Below are 24,193 nucleotides of genomic sequence, written 5' to 3'. Positions count from 1 at the left end.
TGGCGGCGTACGGCCTTGATGTACGCGGGGTCGGTGGCCGGATCGTCGATCCACCGGACGGCCTGGTCCATGAACCACTCGACGGCCCACATACGGTGCCGGCCCAGCGCCCAGTTCTCGGCGGCGAGCCCACCGCGCGGGGCGAGGGCGTCGGGGGTGCCGCCTGCGGTGACGTACTGCTCCAGGAAGACGCGCAGGCGTACGGGGTCGGGGGCGCCGACAGTGCCGTGCCAGCTGGCGAGGTCGAGCAGGCCGGGGCCGGTGAAGGCGCGGGCGAAGTCCAGGAGCCGCCAGCCGAGTTGGCCGATGCGGAGGCTGGTGGGGTGGAACTCGGAGTGCACCCAGCCGAAGGGGGCCAGCGTCGCTCCGGCCGAGCGGGCGTCGGCGGCTCGGGCGATCTGGCCGAGCGCGTCCTCGATGTCGTCGGCGTCCTGCCAGCGGTCGGCTTTGCGCAGCCGTTCGAGGTGCTCCAGCGCCCTGGCGGGCAGCGCACGTAGGTGTTCCTGGTCGAGGACGGGCAAGGAGGCAGCCGTACTTGTGCTGTGCAGGACCACGGCCGCAGTGACGCCGTCGAGGTCATCGGCCTCGCGGGCGGGCGGTCCGAGGTCCTCCATGAGCATGCCGAGCCAGCCGTCCAGGACGGCGGAGGCGTGGAGCTGGGGGACGGGGACGCTGAGGGTGCGAGCCAGGCGGAGGGCCTGGTCCTCGTTGTCGAAGGGTTTCTTGGCGTACTTGAAGACGGCCGTGGAGCCGTCGGGGAAGGTGACGCGCTCGACGCCGGACATGGGCCATACGCGCACCCCCTCCCGTCTCCCGTACGGCGGTGGTACGGCCGGTCGCGGTGAGCAGGTTAGCGAGGAGTTCGGCGCTGGGGGTCGCGGTCATGCGGAGGCTCCGGGAGGGTCGGGGGGTGAGCCGGATGCGCCGACCCACCCCAGGACTTACGCGGCGGGGTTCACGCGGTGGGCGTAGACCTGCTCGATCCAGCCCGCCTTGAACGCGGCGAGGTCGTCGCCGAAGTCCGTCATCGAGGCACCGTAGGGCGCGACCACGCCGCCGGTCTGGTCCGGCACAGACTGGCAACCGTGCACGAGCCGTCCCCCGAGCGCGGCGTGAGCCTTGACGGGCTCGATGCGGCGGCGCTCGTTGAACCAGCCACCGTGGTAGACCTCGTCGAGCATCGCGCCCGTCTCGTCGTCCAGGTCGAAGACGACGGAGGTGGCCGCAGGGAAGAACCAGCACGGGCCGACGTTGGAGATGTGCCCGTCCAACTCGACCTTTGAACTCGCAGTGATACGGCCAGCCGTGCGCCACCGGTCCCTGGCCAACGCCGCCTCGTACTGCACGAACTGAGCCTCACTCAACCTTGGCAGCGAAGCCGAACCCGCTGACCGAAGGCCACGGACTGCCCTGCACCGGGACTTTCACCACCACTGCACCGATCGAACGTTGATCCGTAACCCCTTCACGATCACCGCACTCTGGTCACCCACCCCACTACGCCATGACATACCACAAACAGAAGATCAAAAGATTAAAATCGTCACACTTGAACGCCGCCTCACTTTTCCCGCTAACTTCACTCCATGAGTAGCCACGAACAAGCAGTCGGCTTCTGGAGCTACACGCATAAGGATGACAAACTAAACAGAGGGCGAATCGGGAAGCTTGCACAATTGATTGCTGACGAATATGAAGTGATCACGGGTGAAAATCTTCGCATTTTCGTCGACAAGAACAACTTGGAGTGGGGGGCCGAATGGCGGGCGCGAATCGAAGCCGCTCTGACCGGCACGACTTTTTGTATTCCAATTGTGACACCTGCATTTTTCAATAGCACGGAGTGCCGTCGAGAAGTTCTGACATTCTCGGGCCATGCGAAGAGTCTAGGACTAGAGGAACTACTTCTCCCTATCCTCTACGTGAAGGTTTCAGGGCTTGTTGAGGATAGCCCTGATGAGGTGATGTCCCTGATTGCAAACCGCCAGTACGTCGACTGGACGGATATTAGGCTTGAGGATGAAGATTCACCCGTACATCGAAAGGCTGTAGCAGCTCTCGCTGAGCGCCTCGTGGGAATTCTTGAGCGTTCACTTCAGGTGGCATCGGAAAATGAGCGTGTTATTGAATCTCGGGATAATGAAGACCCTGCCCTGCTTGAGATGATGGCCGAGATGGAGGCCGCATTCCCTCGCTGGACTAGCGTGGTTGAGGAGTTTTCTTCCGTCATGGAAGTTATCGCCACCAAAGCAGTGACTGCTGCACAAGAGATCGAGCAATCCGACGCCAAGGGTGGAGGCTTCGCTGGCAGGCTGCGCGTAAGTCATCAACTTGCTGAAAGCATCACCCAACCAGTGAATCGATTTTACGAGCTGGGAAATCTTTATTCTACCGAACTCGTTAATGTTGATCCTGGCATTCTGACACTAATCCGCGAGGCCCCCAGGCAGGCCCTCACCGATGAGGATCGAGAAATTCTCGGGGAATTTTTCTCCAGCGTGAAAAGTGCGGTAGCGGCGTCTCGCGCTAATATTCCGTCGCTTCAAGGGTTCTCTGAGAGTGTTGGTGTCCTGAAGGGGCTAAGTAAGTCAATGCGGCCGCTGGCTGCAAAAATGGAATCCGCCGTTCGTCAAGTAATGGATGGGCAGGCAATTCTGGATGAGTGGGAGCGCCTCATCGATGAAAATGGCCCTGCATGAGCTTCACATTTCAGGTTATTAACCTCGGTCTTGCATGACAGTCCGTCCGTTCTTCTCTCGGGCTGATCGACGGCTGCCTCACCGAGACCGGACCGATCATGAGTCCCGGATGATCGACCGACCCGCCATAGCGAGTTCAGCGGCAGTACGTGAAGCTGAGCATTCACAGCGTGTGGACCCTGCTTCAGATTCGGCCCGACCTGATCCGCTCCGGGGGCAGCAGCCCGTTCCCTGCGCGAGAGCCTTCCGATCATGTTGGATTGCCAGGAGGTCTCGCCGCTCGGCAACCGCGAGTTGGAGAGCCTCCGTTACGCGATCCGCCTCGCCGAGGCGTGAAAGGAGCCCGAAGTGGCCGACGACCTGACCGCTGTCGCGAACTTCCTCTACGAGGCTGGCACGTTGAAGCAGACGAAGCGCTCCGGCTGGTGGATGGCCGGGGTGCGGGACCCCGAATCCGTCGCGGAGCACTCCTGGCGGACCTCGGTCATCGCGACGATCATCGCGAAGCTCGAAGGCGCGGATCCGGCACGTGCGGCGCTGTTCGCCGTCTGGCACGACTCGCAGGAGACGCGTACGGGGGATGTGAACCACCTGGGCAAGAGGTACGGCGCCGGCGAGGCCGACCCTCGGACGGTCACGGCGGATCAAGTCGCCGGAATGCCCGAGGTGTTGGCGGAGGCGGTGCGCGAACTGGTCGGCGAGTACGAGGACAAGGAGTCGCCGGAGGCGGTCTGCGCCCGCGATGCCGACAAGCTGGAGTGCATGATCCAGGGCATCGAGTACCGCGCCCAGGGGTACGCCGACGCGCAGCGGTGGATCGACAACTCCCGCCGCCGGATCGTCACGGAGAGCGGACAGGCTCTGGCGGACGCGGTGCTGGCGACGGGGCCGTTGGACTGGCTGCGGGCGGCGCTGGGGGAAAGGGGGTGAGCTATAGCCGAGCCCCGCGACAGACGAAAACGCCTCCCAGGCAAGTAATACGAAACGCCCCCTCGGCGCGGATCGCCTCGTCGACTCGTTCCCGTGCGCGTTCGACGGTTTCTTGAAACGGAACACCCATCTGCCCCGCCCAGGCTTCGTACGAGGCCAAGTGGGCGACAACGGGTTCGGAGTCGGTCACCGCGATCACCCCGGGCAGAGGGATCGTACGGACACGCTCGAAGGCCGTGCCTAGGACCGGCGGAGCGTCTTCCAGGGTGAAGCGGGCGGACAGCTGCACACGGGCCGGACCCTCCTTCATGCCCAGCACATCGCCTGCGGCCCTGCGCCAGAGGTCCTCCAGTTCCCGTTTGTCTGTGCGGCTGTTGGTGGAGACGACCGCGATTCCATCGGGGTCCAGGACCCGTCTCAGCTCCCGTACCGCCTGAGTCTGGTCCTCGACGTGATAAAGCATGTGCATCGCGAGGACCGCGCCAAGTGCCCTGTCAGCGATGGGAAGTTGCCCGACATCCGCGACGACACCCCCGGAAATGGTTCCGAGGATGCCGGGCGAGACATCCATCGGGAGAACCGTCAGGTCAGGACGGTCCTCCCGCAGTCGAGCGGCGAACTTCCCGTTTCCGCAGCCGACATCCGCGACCGCGCCACGTATGCCGGTCAGTTCGCTCACCACGATGCCCGGGAGGTCATGACGTGGGGTCTGCCACTGGTAGAGGGACTGACGTGCCGCGAGGTGTTGTCCCGTGCCGTATGCCCGAGTGGCGAGAAAGCCGCGGTCGGTGAGCGAACCGTCGGGCGTGGGGCGGGTGGTCATCGTGGCTCCATGCAGTTGCCGGAAAGGGTGGGTCGAACGATCACCTCGTGGATGTGCGCGCGAAGATCGGCTGCCGTCCGTGTGCCACGGTACGGCCCGTTGTCGAGGAGCACTCCCAGGTTGCGAAGCCTGATGGCGATACTCGCCGTGCGGGACTCGGCGGCGAGAACCTCCGAGAGCTTCGCACCCGCCTCTTCAACCTCGCCGATCGTCAGACAGGCCGTGGCCAGGTCCAGATGTGCGGCCTGTAGATCACTGGGTGAGCGATCCTCCTCAGGCCCGGCCCGGTACAGCTCAACCGCGTGGTGGGAAGCGGCAACAGCTTGCCGGATCTGCTCGCTGCCACCGACTGCCAACAGGGTGGTGCCCGCGTAAGCCCACTGTTTGGCCTCCGGGAACGAGAAAACCCCGGACAGGTCATCAGGTTCCGCAGCCGTCCGTGCCTCATGAGCCTCAGCGAGGGTCCGCAGCGCGCCACGGCTGTCTCCTTCAGCCGCACGGGCTCGCGCCTCCAGGCTCAGGAGTCGCACCTTGGTGCCCGCACCGGAGCCCCGGTCCGCCTTCTGACCGGCTTGCGCAAGTTCTCTGGCACGACGATGATCCCCTGCCCAATAAGCCCTCAACGACTGGAACGACCGTGCCCAGGCTCGCAGTTTCGTGTGTCCGGTGACCGCCGCGCACTGCAACACGGCGCGAGCGTGGGTGGCAGCGGCGGAGCGGTCACCGAGGTCGAGTGACGCGTGTGCCGCAAGGCCGCCCAACCAACCTGCGATCACGTACAAGTGACGGGTCTGGTCCGGGTGTTGGCGACCCTCCAGCAACCGGAACACCTCGGCGCGAACGGTACAGATCTCCGGGATCAGCGCAGTCACAGGTCTGTTGACGAAGTCCCGGGCCAGTCGCTCGACGTCTGCCTCGAACTGTTCCAGGACAAGGGAGTTGACGTTGGTCTCGGCCGCGTACCGAACGAGCCGAGCGGAGAGTTCCGTGTCCGTACCAAGTCGCAGGCGGTCATCTGCCGGAGCCGGTAACGCTCCTGGTACAGCAGCCCTCTTCGGGTACAGGCCCAACTCTGCCTCGTCGGACACCTGGAACACCACGCACAAAGCTGCCCGGTAGTGACCGCAAGGCCAGGTGATGACTCCGCGCTCAAGGCGAGAGACCCAGTTCGCGTCGAGCCCCGGATCTCGCCCAGTGACGTCCAGGACCTGGGCGCACACGCGCTCCGCGACCTGGGGTTGAGTCCACCTACGCGCGAATCTCCGTCGGCGGAGAACCTCGTTGGCCATCTTCCCACCGTTCACCGGCCCGCATCAGGCAACAAGAGCGTAGCCAGGTTCTGCCGTCCGAGTGCCTACAACGTGCCCAGTGGAATGCCCTGGGAGCGGTTCGGCAGGCGGAGTTGACTGATCGGAGTCACTTTCGAGGAAAAGGGGCGCCATGTACGACCTCATCGCGAGTCCGTTTCTCCAGGACCACTTGATCTGCCGACCTGGCAGCGCCAAGGGCCTCAAAGTGCCCGCCAGGTTGTACGAGGAACTTCGGCAGGCCGGCCAAGCTCCCGTCCCGGAGTGGCTCCGAGAGGCCGCCTGGGAGCAGTGGGGTACGGATCTCGCGACTCGCCCCGTCGAGGAGGCGGTCTTGGTGCGTCAGCCGTCCGCGTACGGATACTGCCGGGCCTCGTACGAACTGAACCTGGGCTGCAATTACGACTGCGAGCACTGCTACCTGGGTCTGAAGAAATTCTCGGGCCTGAAGTGGCCACAGCGCATGCTGCTCCTGCGGAACATGCAGCAAGCAGGCGTGCTGTGGCTCCAACTGACCGGCGGGGAGCCGCTCATCGACCGGTTGTTCAAAGAGACGTACGAATACGCTTTCCGCCTCGGCATGATGCTGTCCATCTCGTCGAACGGCTCCCGGCTCCACGATCCGCGCATCCTTGACCTTCTCCGGAACAGGCGTCCGTATCGGCTGACCCTCAGCGTCTACGGAGCGAGCCCTGAGAAGTACGACGCGGTGACCAAGCGGCGTGGGTCCTTCAGGCTGTTCGAGCGAGGGCTCACGGCTGCCCAGGGCGCGGGCCTGCCGATCTCGTTGAACCTCATCGTCACGGAATCCAACGCCGACGAAACCGAGGCGATGAAGGTGTTCGCCCGGGATCGAGGACTGCCCCACAACGTGTTCACGAACATGGCCCCGACGATCTACGGCGGCGTCGAGACGGTGCTCACCCAGTCCGAGGAGCACCTGCGAACCCGTAAGCCCTTCAGCGGCTGCAACGCGGGACACACCTTCTTCCACGCCGACCCGCACGGCCTTGTGTCGATCTGCAAGGTCGGTCGTGACCAGCAGTTCAGCCTCGTCGAGCACGGTACGACGGGGCTCCGAAAACTGGGGGGCATCGCTGATTCCCTCCAGCTCCGGACGGGCGGATGCTCCGGCTGCCTCTTCGGACAGAACGGCACATGCGGTACATGCCGACCGCTCGCCAAGCTCTATCAGGAATCCGGAGCACCGTTGAGGAACTACTGCCGACACGGAGGTTTCTAGCCGTGCCTCGGCCCGAATCGAGAGAGGTGTCCCATGCCCGTCATCGACATCACGATCCAGCCCATCGCGCGGAACGACGTGAATCGGATCGAGTTCATCGACGACCTTGAGGTGATCGTCGAGTCCGAGAAGTGCTCGTGCAACGCGGGCGACGACGTGCCGTTCTAGGCGGCTGCCCGAAGGCGGGCCGGAGGGGGTCTCCTCCGGCCCGCCTTTCCCCTACTCAGACTGCCTTGCGCTGCATTCCCCACACAGGGTGGCCGTCTCGCTCCACGACACGCAGGACGTCGAAGCCCTGCGTCTTGTAGTAGTCCGCCAGCTGCGCCTCGGTCGTAACCCTGCGGACCCACGTCCGACCGTCACCGGCCGCCTTTTCCCGCGCCCAGTCGGCGATGCGGGCACCGAGCCGCTGGCCTCGGTAGAGAGGGTCGGTTACGGAGGAGGTGAGGACGTAGGAGGGTTCGTCGCGTTCGGCTTCGGTGAAGACGGTGGTGCCGGGTCTGTCGAGGAGGATCGTGCAGCCGACTACGGTGTCGTCCTTCTCCAGCACGTAGAACGGACATTGCTCCATGGCGGCGCGGGAGGCGACCTCTTCGGGTGTCTGCGGCCATGGGGAGTGTCCGTGAGCCTTCATCCACGCGAACCGGCGGGCCGTGAACTGGGCCACGGCCCGCTGATCGTCCGGGGTGCCTCTGCGGATGCGGAAGTGGTCCAACGTCCCTCCTGTTTCTCACGGAGGGCAGGGAGTGTAGCGAGTCAGAGGGTCGCGAGGAGGGCCGTGACCGCGGAGCGGGGGGAGAGGATGGCGGGGCCGTTGGCGGCCTTGCTGTCGCGGATGGCTATGAGGTCGTCGTACGGGGCGAGTTCGACGCAGTCGCCGTCTCCTCCTGATGCCGAAGCCTTCTGCCAGGCGGCATCGATCGTGGATGCGTCAGCGATGCTGTACTGCGACATTCCTATCCATCCTTGCGGTAATCATCGAGATGGCGCTCGATCAGTTTGAGCGACTCCGGCCCCCGGAGCGAGTCTGCCATCATCAAGTGCCTGAACAGCCTGCTGTACTCCTGCACTTGCTCCGTCTCCTCCAGGAACCTGGTGCTGAAGAAGCCCTCCAGGTAGACGACGTCGGGCTCCCAGCGTTGCGGGAACGAGAGGATGACGAACGGCCCGAACAAGGCGCCGTGCGACGGTGATTCTTCCGGCAGCACGTGGATGTTGATCGTGCCGGGGTAGTCCTTGGCCAGGCTCAGCAGCTGTTCGAGTTGGCCGGCCATCACCTCGGGCCCGCCGATGGCATGCCGGAACACCGACTCCGAGATGACACCCCAGAAGACCAGGGGACGGGGGCGGTCGAACACTTCGCGCCGCTTGTCCCGGATCTCAAGTCGCTCGCGGCGCTGCTCCTCGTCCATGCCGGGGAACTGCTGGTCGAGGATGGCCGCCGCGTATTCGCGCGTCTGCAACAGCCCAGGGATCAGCATGGTCTGGGTGTTGTACATCTCCGCCGCGTCCGACTCGTAGCCGATGAAGTCGGCGTACAACGGGCTCACGACCGAACGGATGTCGGTCTCCCAGCCTCGGACGTTCCCACGCCGACGCAGGTCGACGACGTAGCCGCGCAGGCTCCGGTCCTTGACTTCGTAGCGGTCGAGCAGAAGTTGCAAGTCGCTCTCGCTGACTCCGAGCTGGCCGGACTCGATGCGGCTCAACTTGGACTCGGGCCAGCCGAGTTCGCGGCAGATGACGGCCTGGCTGCCCTTCCTGCCGTTCTCCCTCAGACCGCGAAGGATGGACCCCAAACGGACCTGTCGCGCGGTCGGTTGCTTCATCCGGTTCGTCGCCATGGCTCACGCCCCCCTTTCCAGGTCTGACCAGCGATAGCAGACGCCGGAGCGCCCACACACCATACAACTCACCTACCACTCGAACGGGCGAACTTCCCCTACTGACTTGTGCAACCCAATCAATTGGCTACAACCTTGTAGCTATCAGTCGGCGTCACGCCGCCCGAAGGGACGTCAGCCATGTCCGAAACGTTCGCCGCCTTCCACTACCCCACCACCAAGCTCGCCGCCGCCCGCGCCCGCACGGACTGCCGCAAGTTCCTCCTCACCTGCGGCATCCCCGTGGACGACGACTTCACCGAGGAACTCACCCTCGTGGTCGATGAGTTGGTCAGCAACGCCGTCACCCACGGACGCGTACCCGGCACGACGGGGCGTCAGGTCCGGCTCACCGTCTCCCGTACCGACGACCTCTTTCGCGTCGAGGTCCGGGACACACAGAGCGACCGAATGCCGCAACCTTGCAAGGCCAGCCCCGACGACGAGAAGGGGCGAGGGCTCGCCCTCATCGAGTCGCTCGCCACCTCCTGGGGAGTCACCAGCGAGGTCATCGGCAAGACCGTGTGGGCCGAGAAGATCCTCCCCGCGCAGCGGGCCGCCGCCCTCCCCTAGAACCCTGCGGCCCGCACCCCCGGCAACGCGCCGCAGGACAGAGGCCCCCGGCACCCCCTTCTCGCCGGTCGAGCCTCCGCCGGCGCCCTGGGCGGTCCGCCCCGCCCGGGGTGTCGGTGTCAACCCCGTACCCCCCCACCCCCAAGCACACCGGAGCCGTACGCCCGTGAGGCGCCTCACCCGTCACCTGCTCGCCGCGCTGCTGTCATACCGGCGCCGCAGGCACACCCGCCCGCGTCATACCCGTAGTACCCCCTACGTCCACGACCCCTACGTCTCCCCCTCCCCCTACCGGACCCTCGGCCACTCCGCCCTACAACCCCACCCATTTGAACGCAATCCCCCCACCATCCGTGAACCAGGACAACCGCACACCCCCGGCGCCCCACCCCACCCCCCGGTGAAGCGCCCCCGAACGACAGGGGACCCCACGGTGTCGACACCCCCCGAACCCCCCGAGGACCCCCCGCACACCCGCGCGGCGAACCTCTACCGCGACTGGCTCATCCACGCCGCGTCCTGCAAGGACACGTGCCGCATGCAGGGCGTGGACTGCGAGGAAGCCCGGCACTTGAGGGAGGAGTACCGCGCGGCGAGCGACGCCGTCAGGGCGTTCCCGGAAGGCTGACCCGAACCCTCTCCCCCGTCTCCACACAACCCCCACCGGGTTACTTGACTTACGCAAGCTCCATCTGGTTGCGTAAGTAAAGCAAGTAGATGCTGCACTGAATCTCGACCCCACACGAGAAGCAGGAGACGCCCATGCACCGCGCCCTGATCGTCGGCGCCTCGGCCGCCGGACTCGCCGCCGCCGAGACACTCCGCCGCGAGGGCCACGAGGGGACGATCACCCTCGTCGGGGACGAGCCCCACGACCCGTACGACCGACCGCCTCTCTCGAAACAGGTACTGGCGGGCGAGTGGACGCCGGAGAGGGTGAGGCTACGTAGCTCTGAGGAGCTAGGCGGACTAGAGCTGAGGTTGGGGAGTCCCGCGACCTCTCTGGACACCGAGGCCCGCGTAGTACTTCTGGGGGACGGGTCAGAGGTCGAGTACGACGGACTCGTCATCGCCACCGGCGTACGGCCGAGGCGGCTCCCCGGCACCGGCCCCCAGCACGTGATGCGGACGCTGGACGACTCGCTGCGCCTGCGCGAACGCCTCGGCCCCGGCCGGCGTCTGGTGGTGGTCGGCGCTGGATTCCTCGGCGCGGAGGTCGCCGCCGTGGCCCGGAAGCTCGGCGCGGAGGTGGTCCTCCTGGAGCCCGCCCCCGTACCGCTGGCGCATGCCGTCGGGGAGGACGTCGGACGCGTGCTCACCGAGGCGCACCGGGAGCACGGGGTGGACCTGCGCTGCGGAGTGTCCGTCCAGGAGACCTGCGAGGGAGGGGTACGGCTCGCCGACGGGACGGAGATCGAGGCGGACGACGTCCTCGTGGCCATCGGGTCGCTGCCCAACACCGAGTGGCTGGAGAGCAGCGGACTCGCCCTGGACTCCGGCGTCGTCTGCGACGAGCACTGCGCCGCCGCCCCCGGCGTGTACGCCGCCGGTGACGTCGCCCGCTGACACAACCCCCTCTTCGGCACGCCGATGCGCATCGAGCACCGGACGAACGCCGCCGAGCAGGGCATGGCCGCCGCCCGGAACCTCCTGAACCCCGGCTCCCCCAAGCCCTTCGCGCCGGTGCCGTACTTCTGGTCGGACCAGTACGACATGAAGGTGCAGGCGTTCGGCTACCTGCGCGAGCACGACGAGGTCGCCGTGGTGGACGGCTCGCTCGCGGAGCGCCGGTTCATCGCCGCGTACCGCAAGGGCGACCGCCTCGTCGGCGCGCTCGGCGTGGGCATGCCGCCCAGGGCGATCCGGCAGTGGCGGCAGTCCATCGCCGTGTCGGCGGCGTGGGGGGACGCGGTGGCGTCCGTCTGACGACCCCCTCCCCGCACACGCCGAGTACCCCCTGAGACCCGTACCAGTACCCCGTACCCGTACGGCGTAATACCCCTCCCCCCTACCCCCCACACGCAAGGAGCTCCCCCCACCATGACCACCACCGACGAAGTAGTACCCGCCTACCCCTTCGACCAGCCCCAGGCCCTCCAGCCGCCCCGCGAGTGGGCCGAGGCCCGGCAGGGGTGCCCCGTCGCCCATGTCCGGATGCCCAGCGGCGACGTCGTCGGGCTGGTCACCGGGTACGACGACGCCCGTGCCCTCCTCTCAGACCCCCGCTTCAACCGCCGCCTCGACAAACCCGGCGCCGCGAAGACCTCGAACACCGAGGACGGCGGGCTGTTCAGCCGGGAGAACGAGGCGACGTCATCGATGATGGGCGAGGGCCACCGCCGCTACCGGCGCCTGCTGACCTCGGCGTTCACGGTGAAGAAGATGGAGCTGTGGCGCCCGCGCATCCAGGAGATGACGGACGAACTCCTCGACGGCGTCATCGCCAAGGGCGGCCCCGTCGACCTGCGCACGGAGTTCGCGCTCCCGCTCCCCGTCCGGGTCATCTGCGCGCTGGTCGGCGCCCCCGCGAGCGACCAGGACAGGTTCGCGCACTGGTCCGAGGTCATGATGACGACGACCAAGTACACGCAGGCCGAAGTCGACGAGGCGCTACGGGAGTTCGGCGCGTACGCCTCCGCGCTGGTCGAGGAGAAGCGCGCGAATCCGCAGGGCGACCTGATCAGCGAGCTGACGCAGATCTCGGACAGCGAGGACGGCCGGCTCAGCCACGCGGAGCTGGTACAGACGGTCGTCGGTCTGCTGCTGGCGGGCCACGAGACCACCTCGAACATGATCGCCAAGATGACGGCCCTGCTCCTCGCGGACCGCGCGCTGTACGAGGCGATCGTCGACGACCCCTCGCTCGTGCCCGGCGCCGTCGAGGAGTCGCTGCGGCTCGACCCCGTCGGCGGGCTCGGCATCCCGCGCTTCATCACGGAGGACATCGAGGTCGGCGGCGAGCCGGTGCCGGCCGGGACGACCCTGTTCGTCAACCTCAGCGCCGCCGACCGCGACGAGCGCAAGTTCGAGGACCCCGACAGCTTCGACCTCCGCCGCGCCAACGCCCAGCAGCACCTGGCGTTCAGCGCGGGCCCCCGCTTCTGCGTCGGCCAGACCCTGGCGCGCGTCGAGCTCCAGGTCGTCCTCGCCAGCTTCGTACGGCGCCTGCCGGAGCTGCGGCTGCGGGACGAGCCGGAGTCGCTCAGCATCCGTACGGGGGTTGTGGCGACCGGCCTCGACGAGCTGTGGGTCACCTGGTGAACCGCGCCGAATCAACGACCTGATCCCCCCACGCGTACGAAGAAGGAACGCCCACCATGAAGATCACCGTCGACGAAGAGCTGTGCTGCGCGAGCGGTCTGTGCACCGTCCAGGCGGCCGAGGTGTTCGACCAGGACGATGACGGAATCGTCATCCTCCTGAACGAGGCGCCGGGACCTGAGCACTACGACGCAGCTCGGGAGGCCGCCGCGGTCTGCCCGGCCGCAGCCATCCGCATCACCGAGTGACCACGCGAGAGTCGTAGCTCTCCGGTATTAACCGGTTACTACCTCGCCACACTCCCCCGCATCAGCGCCCGGATCGGATGCCACAGCTCCATCGACCCGTCGGTCCGCCATATCAGCCCGTCGGGATGGTGGAGCACGGCCGTGATCTCGTCCGGCGTGGGGGGCGCGGTGTTACCTCTCAGGTACACCGCGCGCAGACCGAGGTTGCGCAGCCGGGTCAGGGCCCGGGCCCGGTTCGCGGCGTGGACCAGGACCCGTACGACCGCGTCGGCGGCGGCCGGGCTGGGCAGGTTCACGGCCACCACGACAGTGCCCGAGGGCAGCTTCGAGAAGCCTCCTGTGGCCATGCGGTCATACCCCCGTGCGGGTCGGTGTCAATAAGAGGTCCACAGGAGGCACCTAAACACGATCGGCGGCAACCCGCCAGGGGGTTGCCGCCGATACGCTTCTGACCTGCGATGATGCCGACTACTTCGTCGAGGGGCCGACCTTCACGGTGACCGTCTTGCCGCTCAGCGGCTCGTTGACGATCTTGATGGAGGTGTTGGTGTCAGTGATTTTGACACCGGCGTACGGGTTCGACTCGTCGTAGTAGCTGGAGCGGCCGTCGTCGAAGACCGGGACGCCCGCGCGGGCCTTGATCGTCGTCGGGACGCTCGCCTTGTGGAGGGTGATCCGGTCCGTCGGGTACCAGCTGAAGGTGGAGTCGAACGCCTGGATGCGGTTGCGCATCAGGGTGCCGTCGGACCACTTCAGCGGGGCGGGGTGGGCGTCCACCGGAAGGACCAGACCGGTGCCCGGGTGGGCGCTGGTGTTGTTGTCCTTCTGCGAGGTGTCCCACTTCCAGATGAGCAGACCGTTCTGGTACGGGTAGTGCTCGACCCAGTCGGGGCGCGTGTCGCTGAACCCGAAGTTGTAGGGGCCTACCTTCAGGGTCTTGTCGTACGACACGTACTGGCGGTTCTCGGCCAGGTAGTACTGCGCGTAGCTGTCCGAGATGGACGCGCCGACCCGCGAGAAGCCGTTCGCGGTCCACGCGGCGTCCGCGCTCTCCGCGTCGTCGGCGAAGACCGTAGCCCCGTCAGCCTTCAGAGTGATCTGGTCGGCCGTGAAGCCCTTGAGGGCCACGCCGCCGTCCGACTGGTACCGGAAGCGCAGGGAGACCTGCTTGCCGGCGTACGCGTCGAGCGAGTACGTCAGCTTCTGGTAGGCGTCGACCGAGCCCGTGAGGGCCGGACGGCCGCTGCCGTCGCGCGGGATCGCGGTGCCGTCGGCGAGGGTGCCGTCGACCGGGACGTAGCTCGCGCCGCCGTCCGTGGAGACCTCGACGTACGCGTAGTCGAAGTCCTTCTCGATGTCCCACCAGGCGTCCAGGGACAGCGAGGCCGAGGACTTGCCGGTCAGGTCGACCGCGCGGGTCAGGGTGTTGCGCAGGTCGTTGCCGCTGCCGCTCCACCACTGCGTCGAGCCCTGGGCGGGCGGCACGATCTCCGTCGTGACCTGCTTCTCGGGCAGCTGGACGACGACGGCCTGCGGGTCCTTGGTGTTGTACTCGGCGACGCCCAGCTTGTGCGTCGACTTGACGCCCGCCTTGGCCACCTCGTAGTCCAGCCAGCCCAGTTGGAGCTTGTCCCAGGCGTTCATGTCGCCGGGCAGGTCGCCGATCTGGCTCTTGCCGGTGCCGAGCCAGGAACCGGACGACATCAGCGTCCAGAAGCCGGTGGAGTTCTCGCCGCCGTCGGTGTCGTAGTGGTCCGGCAGACCGAGGTCGTGGCCGTACTCGTGGGCGTAGACGCCGAGTCCGCCGTTCTCGGGCTGGATCGTGTAGTCGCCGACCCAGATGCCGGTGTCGCCGATCTGGGCGCCGCCGAGCTTGTTGCCCGCGGGACCGGTCACGCCCGAGTCGGTGGAGAAGGCGTACCAGCGGTGCGCCCAGATCGCGTCGGTGCCCTGCGCGCCGCCGCCCGCGGACTCGTCCTCGCCGGCGTGCACGATCTGGAAGTGGTCGATGTAGCCGTCGGGTTCGTTGAAGTTCCCGTCGCCGTCGAAGTCGTAGCGGTCCCACTGGTCGTACCCGGCGAGCGTCGCCTTGATGACCGCGTCGGAGACCCCGGCGGCCTTCTGGCCGGCGACCCACGCGTTGACGCCGTCCTGAACGGCGTACCAGGCGCCCTGTGGTGCGAGGTTCGAGCCGTAACGGGCCTCGTTGTAGGGGACCTTGACCCAGTCCTGGACGGTGCCGTCGACCGAGTAGCGGCCCGAGGACTGCTTCTCGTAGTACGTCTTCACCGAGGCGTTGCCGTCGCCGAAGTACAGGTCCTGGAAGTGCTCGCGGTTGTAATCGGCCTGCCAGGCCGTCGAGTTGTCGACCGCGCGGTCGGGCTGGGCGATCTGGTTGTGCAGCGGGCCGGGGGTGCCGCCGTAGCGGGGGTCGGTCTGGTCGCCGAACTCGACGAGGATCGTGAAGATCTTGTCGGTCTTCTCGCGGCCCAGCTCGACGTACTTGCCCTCGCCCTTGCGGCTCTTGAGCTGGACGACCTTCGAGCCGTCGCGGTTCTTGACCGCCGCCTCGCCGGATATCACCTGCTTCAGGGCCTCTTCGCGCTGCGCCGCCTGCGTCTTGCTGAGCGGGCCGTCGAAGTCGTGCTCGTGTGCTTCGGCCGGCTGCGGGTCGTGCCGGTCCACCGCCGGGGCCGCCGCAGGGCCGTTGTCGGCCGCCTGAGCCACGGCGAACGTCGAGAACGTGGCCGAGGCCGCCGCGAGGGCGACCGTGATGGCGGCCGTTCTGAACGTCCAGGATCTACTGGTCACTTCTTGTCCTCCCCTGCACGCGCCCGATCCGTGCAGGGGGTGACATGGGCATGACATAGGACATGCCGGATCTGCGCACGGGGATACGCGTGTTAGCCAAGTGCCGTCATTTGACTACTGCTTGAGAAGAAAAGACAGACCTTGACTCGACCATGGAATGTGCACTATTAGAAGCTGGCGTTCGCATTGCGGACACATGACTGTCACATCGCGGGCGCGTGCTCCGACCCGAACACCTGTCGTCATGACTCCGTGCGCCCCCTGTGCTCCGGGCCCGTGCGTCAGGTCACGCTTACCGTTCGTTCCTCTCGGGCATGCACGCGATTAGAGTCGAGATCTCCCCCGCATCCGAGGACACGATTGCCATGCCTCGTCCGACTGTCGCACAGCTCACGTACGGTACTTGCACCGTCATTCTTTCGACGCTGGCCATGCTGCTGCTGTCAGAGACCAGTTCGGGTCCAGGTGTCGCGGTGATCGCCGTCGCGGCCCTCGCCCTCGGCCTGCTCGTCGCCCTGACGGTACCGACCAGGGCGTCCCGCACGGCGCGCGCCGCCTCTCCGGTGGTGGCCCGTTCCGCGGCCGAACGACCGGCGAAGGAGCCGGTGGCACCCTAGATCTTCCTGAACGACACAGGAGAGGGCCCGAGTTGAGACACTCGGGCCCTCTCCTGTGCTGTACGGGAGGCCAGTTGACCCCGGGGCGCTAGACGCTCACCACGACCGTCTTCGCCACCTTGTCGTGCAGGCCCTGCTTGTAGGGCTTGTCGAAGTAGCTCCAGCCGCCCGAGATCGCCGTCCACACACACGCGCAGCAGAACGCGAACGGGATCCACAGGACGGCCGCCCGCGCGAGGGACGTCTGCATCGACGGGTTGGTGCCGTTGTCGAGGTTCGCGACCCGCATGCCGAGCCACTTCTTGCCCAGGGTCTGGCCGGTGCGGGCGGTCAGGACGGTGTCGTAGGCCATGTAGAGGACGGCGGCGACCAGCGACTGCCAGAAGGACCTGCCGAAGTCGACGTCGTCGCCGCTCATGTCGTACTCGTTGACGCGGAACGCCCAGGTGAGCAGGGCGACGACCGCGCCGACGAGGATCATGTCGACGATCCTCGCCAGGGTGCGCTTACCGCTGGGGGCCAGTGCGGGCATCCCCGCGAGGGGGTCGTTGCCGTGCGGAGCGCCGCCGTAGGGGTCGTTGCCGTAGGGACCTCCCTGGTAAGGGGTACCTGAGGGGTACCCCGGAGGGGGCTGCTGATTCCCGTAGGGGTCGCCGCCCTGTGACTGGCCGTACGAGGGCGGCTGCTGCTTCCTGAACGGGTCTTCTTCCGGTGGCTGTCCGCCGGAGCCGGGGGGCGGTTCGGTGGTCATGGCCCGAGTGCACCGCGAAGCGCCCGGCTCCGCATCCGGCGGAAGGCCGTACGAGGGACCGAGTCGGGTAGTCCTCGGGTACTACGGGGTCATCCCGCCACGAACGTATGTGCGGCCTTGTCGTGCCAGCACTGGCGCCAGGGCTTGTCGAACACGCCCCAGACGACGCCCACGACCCCGACGACCAGGAGCCCCGGCACGCTGTATACGAGCCAGCGGCGCAGGGCGGCGCCGAAGCTCGGGGGCTCGCCGCCCTCGATGTCCCGCACCTCCAGGCCGAACAGCTTCTTGCCGAGGGTGCGGCCCCACTTCGCGGTGGGCAGCGCCTCGTACAGGACCCCGAAGACCAGCAGGACGGCGAGGACGATACCGAGGTAGGCGGAGGTCGTGCCGTCCAGGAACCAGACGGTGACCGTACGGCCGGAGAGCTTCGCCTCGTCGATCTTCGCGTTCACGTGGTCGACGGCCCTGGTGCCCAGGGGGACCGCCGCCGCACCGGTGACGGCCGCCAGGAGCAGGGTGTCGACCAGGCGGGCCGCGAAGCGCTTGCCGAGGCCGGCCGGGCGGGCCGCCGCCTGACGCCGGGCGGCGGCCTGGAAGACGTCCTCGACCGGGGGGCGCCACGGGGTGACCGGCTGCTGCTGCTCGTCGGCGGCGAGCTGGTGCACCTGCTGCGCCCAGGAGTGCTGGCCGGGGGCGGGGAGGGGGGAGTCGTCGGGCTGGTTCGCGAAGGCGGGGGCGGGGACCGTGATGCCGGGGGTGCGAGGGGGGGTGGGGGTACTACCGGGGGACGCCGGGAAGGGCGTCCGCGCGCCGGGGGCACCGGACGTAGGGGGGGTACCGGGAGCCCCTGGAGCCGTGCCGCCGGGGCGGGACGTCGTCGTACCGCCCGTAGTACCCGCACCGGCCCCCTGCGCCGCCGCGGCTCGCTGCGCCGCCGCCTTCCCCGCGCCGAAGCCCGGTTTGCCCGACGCCGGAGCGGAAGCCGAGGCCGCCGACGGGGCAGGGGTCGTCCCCCCGGAGGGACCCGCGCTCCCCCGCTGCTCCCCCGTGCGCGGGACCGGCGCACGGAAGGTGACCGTCCCGTAGTCGCCGTCGGAACCGGACTCATGCTCGGCGGGTGGCTCGGCGGAAGTACTAGTACCTGAGGACTGCCCGGGAACCCTGGGGTCCCTGGGCGTACGGGGGTCCGGGGACTGCGGGGAGCCCCAGGAGACGCGGCGGTCCTGGTCGCCGCCGAAGCCGGACTGGCGGGCGGCGTCGGCGGCCCAGGCGGAGGCGGGCTCGGCGGGGGCGGGGTCCTCGTCGAAGAAGTGCGGGCCGGTCTCCTCGACGGCGGGCACCGGCCGGGCTTGCGCTGCGCCCGCCGGGGGCGTGAGCGGGCGGCCGTCGGACGGGGCCGGGCGGCTGGTACCCGGTACCCAGGCGGCACCGTTCCAGTACCGGACGTACCCGGGGATGGACGGGTCCGGGTAGTAGCCCTCGCGGGGCCTGTCGTCGCCGGGGGCCGGAGTTGGGGCGCTCATGTCCGTCGTCCCGCTATCTGCTCGGAGGTGGGCTGGGGGGCTTGCTGTTCATCTCCGTGGACGGATCATCCACGGAGACGGATGAGGACATCCACATCTATCAGACCCGCGCGCGGCCCATCACCAGTCCGTCGGTACCGGTCCCGTTGCGGACGGGCTCGCACACCGCCTTCACCCGTTCGGAAAAAACTTCTCCGAACCCGCGTAATGCTTCGGCGCCGAGCCGCTCTCTCCTCGCGTGGGCCCACTCCGGGCCGCCCAGAGAGGAGTACGACATGCACCCCACCGTGGTCGAACGGGAGCTGGAACTGAAGCTGGTCCTGTCGCCGGAGCGCAGCATCCCGGTGCCGGCGCGGCTGAGCTACCGCTCGGACGACCCCTTCGCGATCCACGTCACCTTCCACATCAACTCCATGCAGCCGGTCAACTGGACGTTCGCCCGCGAGCTTCTCGTCGAGGGCGTCTTCCGGCCCTGCGGCCACGGCGACGTCCGGGTGTGGCCCACGAAGGTCGACGGCCGCAGCGTGGTCCTGATGGCCCTCAGCTCCCCCGACGGCGACGCCCTCCTCGAAGCGCCCGCCGCCCAGATCTCCGCCTGGCTGGAGCGCACGCTGCGGGTGGTCCCGCCGGGCTCTGAGGGCGAGCGGCTCGGCCTCGACGACGGCCTCGCCGAGCTGCTCGCCGTCACCCCGGCCGACGACCTGTGGCTGCGCGACCCGTGGCCGTCGGACGAGTCGAAGGACGGCGAGTGAGCGGTACTACGAGTAGTACGACGTACGAGGTACCCCTTCGCGTCCCTCTGAAGGGGTACGACCTTGTCCGTGCCGGGCTCGGGCGGCCCGTCTCAGAACAGCTTCCCGGGGTTGAGGATCCCCTGCGGGTCGAAGACGTCCTTGATCCGGCGCTGCATCTCCAGCCCCACGGGTCCAAGCTCCCGGGCCAGCCACTCCTTCTTGAGGACGCCGACGCCGTGTTCGCCCGTGATGGTCCCGCCGAGTTCGAGGCCCAGCGCCATGATCGCGTCGAAGGACTCGCGGGCCCGGCGGGACTCGTCGGGGTCGGTGGCGTCGAAGCAGACGGTGGGGTGGGTGTTGCCGTCACCGGCGTGGGCGCAGACGCCGATGGTGAGCTTGTGCTCCTCGGCGATGCGCTCGACGCCTTCGAGCAGGTCGGCGAGGCGGGAGCGCGGCACGCACACGTCGTCGATCATCGTCGTGCCCTTGACCGCCTCCAGCGCGTTGAGGGCCAGCCGGCGTGCCTGGAGGAGGAGTTCGGACTCGGCGGCGTCCTCGGCGGGGACGACCTGCGTGGCGCCGGCGGCCTCGCAGAGCGCGCCCACGGCGGCGAGGTCGGCGGTGGGGTCGGCGGTGTCGAACGCGCACATGAGGAGCGCCTCGGTGGTCTCCGGCAGCCCCATGTGCGCGAGGTCGTTGACGGCCTTGACGGTGGTCCGGTCCATGAGTTCGAGGAGGGAGGGCAGGTGCCCGGCCTCCATGATCGCGCAGACGGCGTCACAGGCGGCCCGCCCCGAGGCGAACTCGGCGGCGAGCACGAGCTGTTGAGGCGGCTGGGGCTTCAGCGCGAGGGTGGCGCCCACGACGATCCCGAGCGACCCCTCGGAGCCGACGAACAGCCGCGTCAGGTCGTACCCGGCTACCCCCTTGGCGGTACGCCGTCCGGTGGACATCAGCCGGCCGTCCGCGAGGACCACGTCGAGACCGAGGACGTACTCCGCCGTCACCCCGTACTTGACGCAGCACAGCCCGCCGGAGGCCGTGCCGATGTTGCCGCCGATCGTGCACATCTCCCAGCTGGAGGGGTCCGGCGGGTAGTACAGGCCGTGCTCGTTGACCGCGCGGGAGAGCGTCGCGTTGATCACGCCCGGTTCGACGACGGCGATCCGGTCGACCGGGTTGATCTCCAGGATGCGGTCCATCTTGACGAGGGAGAGGACCACGCAGTCCTCGGAGGCGTTGGCCCCGCCGGAGAGTCCGGTTCTGGCCCCCTGGGGTACTACGGGTACCCCCAGCTCGGTGGCGACCCGCATGACGTGCTGGACCTGCTCGACGGTCCGGGGCAGTACTACGACCGCGGGGGTACCGGCCGGGCAGAAGCTGGCCATGTCGTTGGCGTAGGAGGCGGTGACGTCGGGGTCGGTGAGGAGCGCTTCGGCCGGGAGGCCGTCGCGGAGTCGGGCGAGAAGACCATCGGAACGGCTCATGATCACAGCCTCGCACCCGGGGCCATCGGTGTGAACCCCGCCGCACGAGCCATCGGGTGACGTGATGTGTTCGTCGTATGGACGCACAGTGAGCGCATGCACGGGACAACCCAGGGAATCAGCGCAGAAACCGGTGCGGAGAACGGTACGGAGAACGCCGTCCGGACCCCACGACGCCGCCGCCCCCGGCTCCTCACCCTCCTCGCCACCGCCCTCACCCTCACCGGCGGCGCCCTCCTCTTCCTCCCCGGCGAGTCCGCCCCCGTCCGCCGCGCCCCCGCCCCGGCGCCCGGCGCCCAGGCGCACACGGCCGTCACCACCGGCATGGCGGCGGCCCTCCCCGACCTGACGACGCTGATCGGCGAGCGCGAGGCGTTCGTACGGCGTCACCCCGGCGACGCGCCCGCGTGGGCCGTGCTCGGGGCGGCGTACGTGGAACGCGGGCGTAGGACCGCGGAGGTAACCGTCTACTACCCCAAGGCCGAGCACGCCCTGCGCACCTCCCTGCGCGCGGCCCGTACCGCCGACGCGCTCACCGGTCTCGCCGCCCTCGCGGGCGCCCGCCGGGACTTCCGGGGCGCGAAGGAGTGGGGCGAGGCGGCGGTGAAGGCGGCCCCGAAGCGCTGGACGGCGTACGGCCCGCTGATCGACGCGTACACCGGCCTCGGCGACTACAAGAAGGCCCGCGCAACCCTGGAGAAGCTCATGGAGCTGCACTCGGGACCGGCCGTCCAGGCGAAGGCGTCGGCGGTGTACCGGGATCGGGGCTGGCGCGAGGACGCGGCGGCCGTCCTGTACGACGCGTCGGCGCGGGCGAACTCCCCCGCCGAACAGGCCGCGTTGCTGACCCAGGCCGGTCAACTCTCCTGGGAGCGCGGCGACTTCCCTGATGCGCTACGGCACTTCCAGCAGGCCGTCCGCCTCGACCCCGACCAGCGCGCGGCCCAGGCCGGCGAGGGCAGGACGCTCGCCGCACTGGGCCGCACCGCGGAGGCGCTCGCCGCCTACAAGTCCGCGCTCGCCGGCCAGCCGCTGCCCGAATACGCCCTGGAGCTGGGCGAGTTGTACGAGTCACTGGGCCTGACCGAACAGGCCCACGCCGAGTACGAGGTGCTGCGCGCCCGGATCCGCCAGGACAGCGCGGCCGGAGTGAACGACGCGTTGCTGCTGGGCCGGTTCGAGGCCGGCCACGGCGATCCGGAGGAGGCGGTGACCCGGCTGCGCGCCGAGTGGCGCCGCCAGCCGGGCATCGCGGTCGCCGACGCGCTGGGCTGGGCCCTGCACCGGGCGGGGCAGGGCAAGAAGGCCCTCTGGTACGCGTCGATCGCGACGGACGGCACGAAGGGCGGCGGGGTGCGCAGCGCCTCGTACCTGTTCCACCGGGGCGTCATCGAGCGGGAGTTGGGGAAGTACGGGCCCGCGCGCAGGCACCTCCAGAACGCGTTGCGGATCAACCCGAGGTTCTCGCCGCTGTGGGCGCCCCAGGCGCGGGCCGCCCTGGAGGCGCTGGGTGAGCCGCCGGACGTGCCCGTGCCCAAGTCCCGCAAGCGGTGAGCCGGTTACAGGTTTCCGCGCTTGGCCTGTTCGCGTTCGATGGCTTCGAAGAGGGCCTTGAAGTTGCCCTTGCCGAAGCCCATCGAGCCGTGGCGTTCGATGAGTTCGAAGAACACGGTCGGGCGGTCCTGGACCGGCTTGGTGAAGATCTGGAGCAGGTAGCCGTCCTCGTCGCGGTCGGCGAGGATCTTCAGCTCCCGCAGGGTGTCGAGGGGGACGCGGGTGTCGCCGACCCACTCGCCGAGGGTGTCGTAGTAGGAGTCGGGGGTGTCGAGGAACTGGACTCCCGCCGCCCGCATGGCCGTTACCGTCGCGACGATGTCGTTGGTGTTGAGGGCGATGTGCTGGACGCCCGCGCCGCCGTAGAACTCCAGGTACTCGTCGATCTGGGACTTCTTCTTCGCGAGCGCCGGTTCGTTGATGGGGAACTTGACCTTCAGGGTGCCGTCCGCGACGACCTTCGACATGAGGGCGCTGTACTCGGTGGCGATGTCGTCGCCGACGAACTCCTTCATGTTGGTGAAGCCCATGACCCGGTTGTAGAAGCCGACCCACTCGTTCATCCGGCCGAGTTCGACGTTGCCCACGCAGTGGTCGACCGCCTGGAACATGCGCTGCGCGGGCGCCTCGACGAGGGGGGCAGCCGGCTTGAACCCGGGGAGGTACGGGCCGTCGTAGTCCTTGCGCTCGACGAGGGTGTGGCGGGTCTCGCCGTAGGTGGCGATCGCGGCGAGGACGACGGTGCCGTGCTCGTCCTTGAGTTCGTACGGCTCGGCGAGGGAGCGGGCGCCGTGCTCGACGGCGTAGGCGTGGGCGCGGCGGGCGTCCGGGACCTCGATCGCGAGGTCGATCACGCCGTCGCCGTGCGCGGCGACGTGGTCCGCCAGGAAGCGGCCCCGGTCCGTCGTGGGGCGGACGACGGAGGTGAACACGAAGCGGGCGGAGCCGCTCTCCAGGACGTAGCTCGCGGTCTCGCGGCTGCCGTTCTCCGGTCCGGAGTAGGCGGCCAGGCGCATGCCGAAGGCGGTGGAGTAGTAGTGCGCCGCCTGCTTGGCGTTGCCGACGGCGAAGACGACCGCGTCCATCCCCTTGACCGGGAAGGGGTCGGCCTGCCGGGCGGTGTCGGGAATGTGGTGTGTGGTCTGCGTCATACCTCAGGGTCGCTCCGGGCTCACAAGGTGCGCAATGGTTCACGAATCGGCTGGACAATATGCTCGGTACTAGAGCTCTAGTACCGCCCCTTCTGTACAGGATGACCATCGAGGAGACCGGGCCATGGGGATCGACCGGCTGGACGGGCGGATCATCGCGCTGCTGGCGCGCGAGCCGCGGATCGGGGTGCTGGAGATGTCCCGGCGGCTCGGGGTGGCGCGCGGGACGGTCCAGGCACGCCTGGAGCGGCTTACGTCGAATGGAGTCATCCGCGGATTCGGCCCCGAGGTCGATCCGGCGGCGCTCGGCTACCCGGTGACGGCGTTCGCGACGCTCCAGATCCGCCAGGGCCAAGGCCCTGCGATCCGGGCGCACTTGAGCGGCGTGCCGGAGGTCCTGGAGCTGCACACGACGACCGGCAGCGGGGACATGCTGTGCCGGCTGGTCGCGCGGTCCAACGCGGATCTCCAGCGGGTGATCGACCTGGTTGTCGGTTTTGATGGCATCGTCCGGGCCTCCACCGCGATCGTGATGGAGAACCCGGTGCCGCTGCGGATCATCCCGCTGGTGGAGGAGGCGTCCCGCGAATGAGCT

The 24,193-nt window shown here is 68.2% G+C and carries 23 protein-coding genes and 3 pseudogenes; 13 read left to right on the top strand and 13 right to left on the bottom strand.

Annotation, left to right across the window (positions count from 1 at the left end):
- Together ACLZOT_RS48710 and ACLZOT_RS48705 are read right to left on the bottom strand one after the other, a co-directional pair.
- Positions 1-885, bottom strand: a pseudogene (locus tag ACLZOT_RS48710) (aminoglycoside phosphotransferase family protein); the annotation flags it as partial.
- Between the two features lie 56 nt (positions 886-941).
- Positions 942-1,289: pseudogene (locus ACLZOT_RS48705) on the bottom strand (hypothetical protein); the annotation flags it as partial.
- Between the two features lie 297 nt (positions 1,290-1,586).
- Here ACLZOT_RS48705 and ACLZOT_RS48700 point away from each other — a divergent pair.
- Positions 1,587-2,699 carry a toll/interleukin-1 receptor domain-containing protein gene (locus tag ACLZOT_RS48700; RefSeq protein WP_416975758.1) on the top strand — a complete coding sequence of 371 codons (1,113 nt, stop codon included), beginning with the start codon at positions 1,587-1,589 and terminating at the stop codon, positions 2,697-2,699.
- A gap of 348 nt (positions 2,700-3,047) precedes the next feature.
- Complete coding sequence (locus ACLZOT_RS48695) at positions 3,048-3,629, top strand: HD domain-containing protein (RefSeq protein WP_416975757.1); 582 nt, start codon at positions 3,048-3,050, stop codon at positions 3,627-3,629.
- Position 3,630: 1 nt separating this feature from the next.
- Here the strand turns inward: ACLZOT_RS48695 and ACLZOT_RS48690 are convergent, their stop codons facing one another.
- Positions 3,631-4,452 (bottom strand): class I SAM-dependent methyltransferase, encoded by an 822-nt coding sequence (locus ACLZOT_RS48690; RefSeq protein WP_416975756.1) that lies wholly within the window; start codon positions 4,450-4,452, stop codon positions 3,631-3,633.
- A complete protein-coding gene (locus tag ACLZOT_RS48685) occupies positions 4,449-5,540 on the bottom strand; it encodes an XRE family transcriptional regulator (RefSeq protein ID WP_416975755.1) in 1,092 nt (363 codons plus the stop codon). Before ACLZOT_RS48685 ends, ACLZOT_RS48690 begins: the two co-directional genes overlap by 4 nt.
- A 352-nt stretch (positions 5,541-5,892) precedes the next feature.
- Between ACLZOT_RS48685 and ACLZOT_RS48680 the strand changes: the two genes are divergently transcribed.
- Positions 5,893-7,002 (top strand): radical SAM protein, encoded by a 1,110-nt coding sequence (locus ACLZOT_RS48680; protein WP_416975754.1) that lies wholly within the window; start codon positions 5,893-5,895, stop codon positions 7,000-7,002.
- A gap of 33 nt (positions 7,003-7,035) precedes the next feature.
- Positions 7,036-7,170: a hypothetical protein gene (locus ACLZOT_RS48675; protein WP_416975753.1), complete on the top strand. Its 135-nt coding sequence runs from the start codon at positions 7,036-7,038 to the stop codon at positions 7,168-7,170.
- Positions 7,171-7,225: 55 nt separating this feature from the next.
- On the opposite strand, the gene ACLZOT_RS48670 is transcribed toward ACLZOT_RS48675, so the two are convergent.
- From ACLZOT_RS48670 to ACLZOT_RS48660, 3 genes are read right to left on the bottom strand one after another with little or no spacing between them, the layout of a single operon-like run.
- A complete protein-coding gene (locus ACLZOT_RS48670; protein WP_416975752.1) occupies positions 7,226-7,717 on the bottom strand; it encodes a GNAT family N-acetyltransferase in 492 nt (163 codons plus the stop codon).
- A gap of 41 nt (positions 7,718-7,758) precedes the next feature.
- Positions 7,759-7,956 (bottom strand): DUF397 domain-containing protein, encoded by a 198-nt coding sequence (locus ACLZOT_RS48665; protein WP_416975751.1) that lies wholly within the window; start codon positions 7,954-7,956, stop codon positions 7,759-7,761.
- A 2-nt stretch (positions 7,957-7,958) separates the two neighbouring features.
- Positions 7,959-8,846: a helix-turn-helix domain-containing protein gene (locus ACLZOT_RS48660; protein ID WP_416975750.1), complete on the bottom strand. Its 888-nt coding sequence runs from the start codon at positions 8,844-8,846 to the stop codon at positions 7,959-7,961.
- Positions 8,847-9,026: 180 nt separating this feature from the next.
- On the opposite strand from ACLZOT_RS48660, the gene ACLZOT_RS48655 reads away from it, so the two are divergent.
- The 5 genes and pseudogenes from ACLZOT_RS48655 (at position 9,027) to ACLZOT_RS48635 (ending at position 12,967) form a co-directional block, all read left to right on the top strand.
- Positions 9,027-9,458, top strand: a complete 432-nt coding sequence (locus tag ACLZOT_RS48655; RefSeq protein WP_416975749.1) for an ATP-binding protein — start codon at positions 9,027-9,029, stop codon at positions 9,456-9,458.
- 433 nt (positions 9,459-9,891) lie between these two features.
- Entirely contained in the window at positions 9,892-10,086 is a 195-nt protein-coding gene (locus tag ACLZOT_RS48650) for a hypothetical protein (RefSeq protein WP_416975748.1), read from the top strand.
- A 134-nt stretch (positions 10,087-10,220) separates the two neighbouring features.
- Positions 10,221-11,384 (top strand): annotated as a pseudogene (locus tag ACLZOT_RS48645) (NAD(P)/FAD-dependent oxidoreductase).
- Between the two features lie 114 nt (positions 11,385-11,498).
- Positions 11,499-12,719, top strand: coding sequence for a cytochrome P450 (locus ACLZOT_RS48640; RefSeq protein WP_416975747.1), 1,221 nt, complete (start codon positions 11,499-11,501; stop codon positions 12,717-12,719).
- A 56-nt stretch (positions 12,720-12,775) separates the two neighbouring features.
- A complete protein-coding gene (locus ACLZOT_RS48635) occupies positions 12,776-12,967 on the top strand; it encodes a ferredoxin (RefSeq protein WP_416975746.1) in 192 nt (63 codons plus the stop codon).
- Between the two features lie 38 nt (positions 12,968-13,005).
- Here ACLZOT_RS48635 and ACLZOT_RS48630 read toward each other — a convergent pair whose 3' ends face one another.
- Positions 13,006-13,314, bottom strand: coding sequence for a hypothetical protein (locus tag ACLZOT_RS48630; RefSeq protein WP_416975745.1), 309 nt, complete (start codon positions 13,312-13,314; stop codon positions 13,006-13,008).
- Between the two features lie 121 nt (positions 13,315-13,435).
- The gene (locus ACLZOT_RS48625) at positions 13,436-15,778 is read right to left on the bottom strand and encodes an immune inhibitor A domain-containing protein (RefSeq protein WP_416975744.1); all 2,343 of its coding nucleotides are present in this window, start codon (positions 15,776-15,778) and stop codon (positions 13,436-13,438) included.
- 365 nt (positions 15,779-16,143) lie between these two features.
- Between ACLZOT_RS48625 and ACLZOT_RS48620 the strand changes: the two genes are divergently transcribed.
- Positions 16,144-16,395, top strand: a complete 252-nt coding sequence (locus ACLZOT_RS48620; RefSeq protein WP_416975743.1) for a hypothetical protein — start codon at positions 16,144-16,146, stop codon at positions 16,393-16,395.
- An 88-nt stretch (positions 16,396-16,483) separates the two neighbouring features.
- On the opposite strand, the gene ACLZOT_RS48615 is transcribed toward ACLZOT_RS48620, so the two are convergent.
- Together ACLZOT_RS48615 and ACLZOT_RS48610 are read right to left on the bottom strand one after the other, a co-directional pair.
- Positions 16,484-17,146, bottom strand: coding sequence for an RDD family protein (locus tag ACLZOT_RS48615; RefSeq protein WP_416975742.1), 663 nt, complete (start codon positions 17,144-17,146; stop codon positions 16,484-16,486).
- Between the two features lie 89 nt (positions 17,147-17,235).
- Complete coding sequence (locus ACLZOT_RS48610) at positions 17,236-18,672, bottom strand: RDD family protein (protein WP_416975741.1); 1,437 nt, start codon at positions 18,670-18,672, stop codon at positions 17,236-17,238.
- Between the two features lie 275 nt (positions 18,673-18,947).
- On the opposite strand from ACLZOT_RS48610, the gene ACLZOT_RS48605 reads away from it, so the two are divergent.
- Positions 18,948-19,424: an SsgA family sporulation/cell division regulator gene (locus ACLZOT_RS48605; RefSeq protein WP_416975740.1), complete on the top strand. Its 477-nt coding sequence runs from the start codon at positions 18,948-18,950 to the stop codon at positions 19,422-19,424.
- Between the two features lie 92 nt (positions 19,425-19,516).
- On the opposite strand, the gene ACLZOT_RS48600 is transcribed toward ACLZOT_RS48605, so the two are convergent.
- Positions 19,517-20,893 (bottom strand): FAD-binding oxidoreductase, encoded by a 1,377-nt coding sequence (locus ACLZOT_RS48600; RefSeq protein WP_416975739.1) that lies wholly within the window; start codon positions 20,891-20,893, stop codon positions 19,517-19,519.
- A gap of 96 nt (positions 20,894-20,989) precedes the next feature.
- Between ACLZOT_RS48600 and ACLZOT_RS48595 the strand changes: the two genes are divergently transcribed.
- The gene (locus tag ACLZOT_RS48595; protein ID WP_416975738.1) at positions 20,990-22,447 is read left to right on the top strand and encodes a tetratricopeptide repeat protein; all 1,458 of its coding nucleotides are present in this window, start codon (positions 20,990-20,992) and stop codon (positions 22,445-22,447) included.
- Between the two features lie 5 nt (positions 22,448-22,452).
- Here ACLZOT_RS48595 and hppD read toward each other — a convergent pair whose 3' ends face one another.
- Positions 22,453-23,598 carry a 4-hydroxyphenylpyruvate dioxygenase gene (gene hppD, locus ACLZOT_RS48590; RefSeq protein WP_416975737.1) on the bottom strand — a complete coding sequence of 382 codons (1,146 nt, stop codon included), beginning with the start codon at positions 23,596-23,598 and terminating at the stop codon, positions 22,453-22,455.
- 124 nt (positions 23,599-23,722) lie between these two features.
- Between hppD and ACLZOT_RS48585 the strand changes: the two genes are divergently transcribed.
- Positions 23,723-24,190, top strand: coding sequence for an Lrp/AsnC family transcriptional regulator (locus ACLZOT_RS48585; RefSeq protein ID WP_416975736.1), 468 nt, complete (start codon positions 23,723-23,725; stop codon positions 24,188-24,190).
- The last annotated feature ends 3 nt before the right edge of the window (positions 24,191-24,193 follow it).

Source organism: Streptomyces sp. 4F14 (assembly GCF_048159485.1).
In the GTDB taxonomy this organism is placed as follows: Bacteria; Actinomycetota; Actinomycetes; order Streptomycetales; family Streptomycetaceae; genus Streptomyces.
The sequence above is the reverse complement of the archived record's forward strand: the minus strand, read 5'-3'. Positions and strand labels throughout refer to the sequence as shown.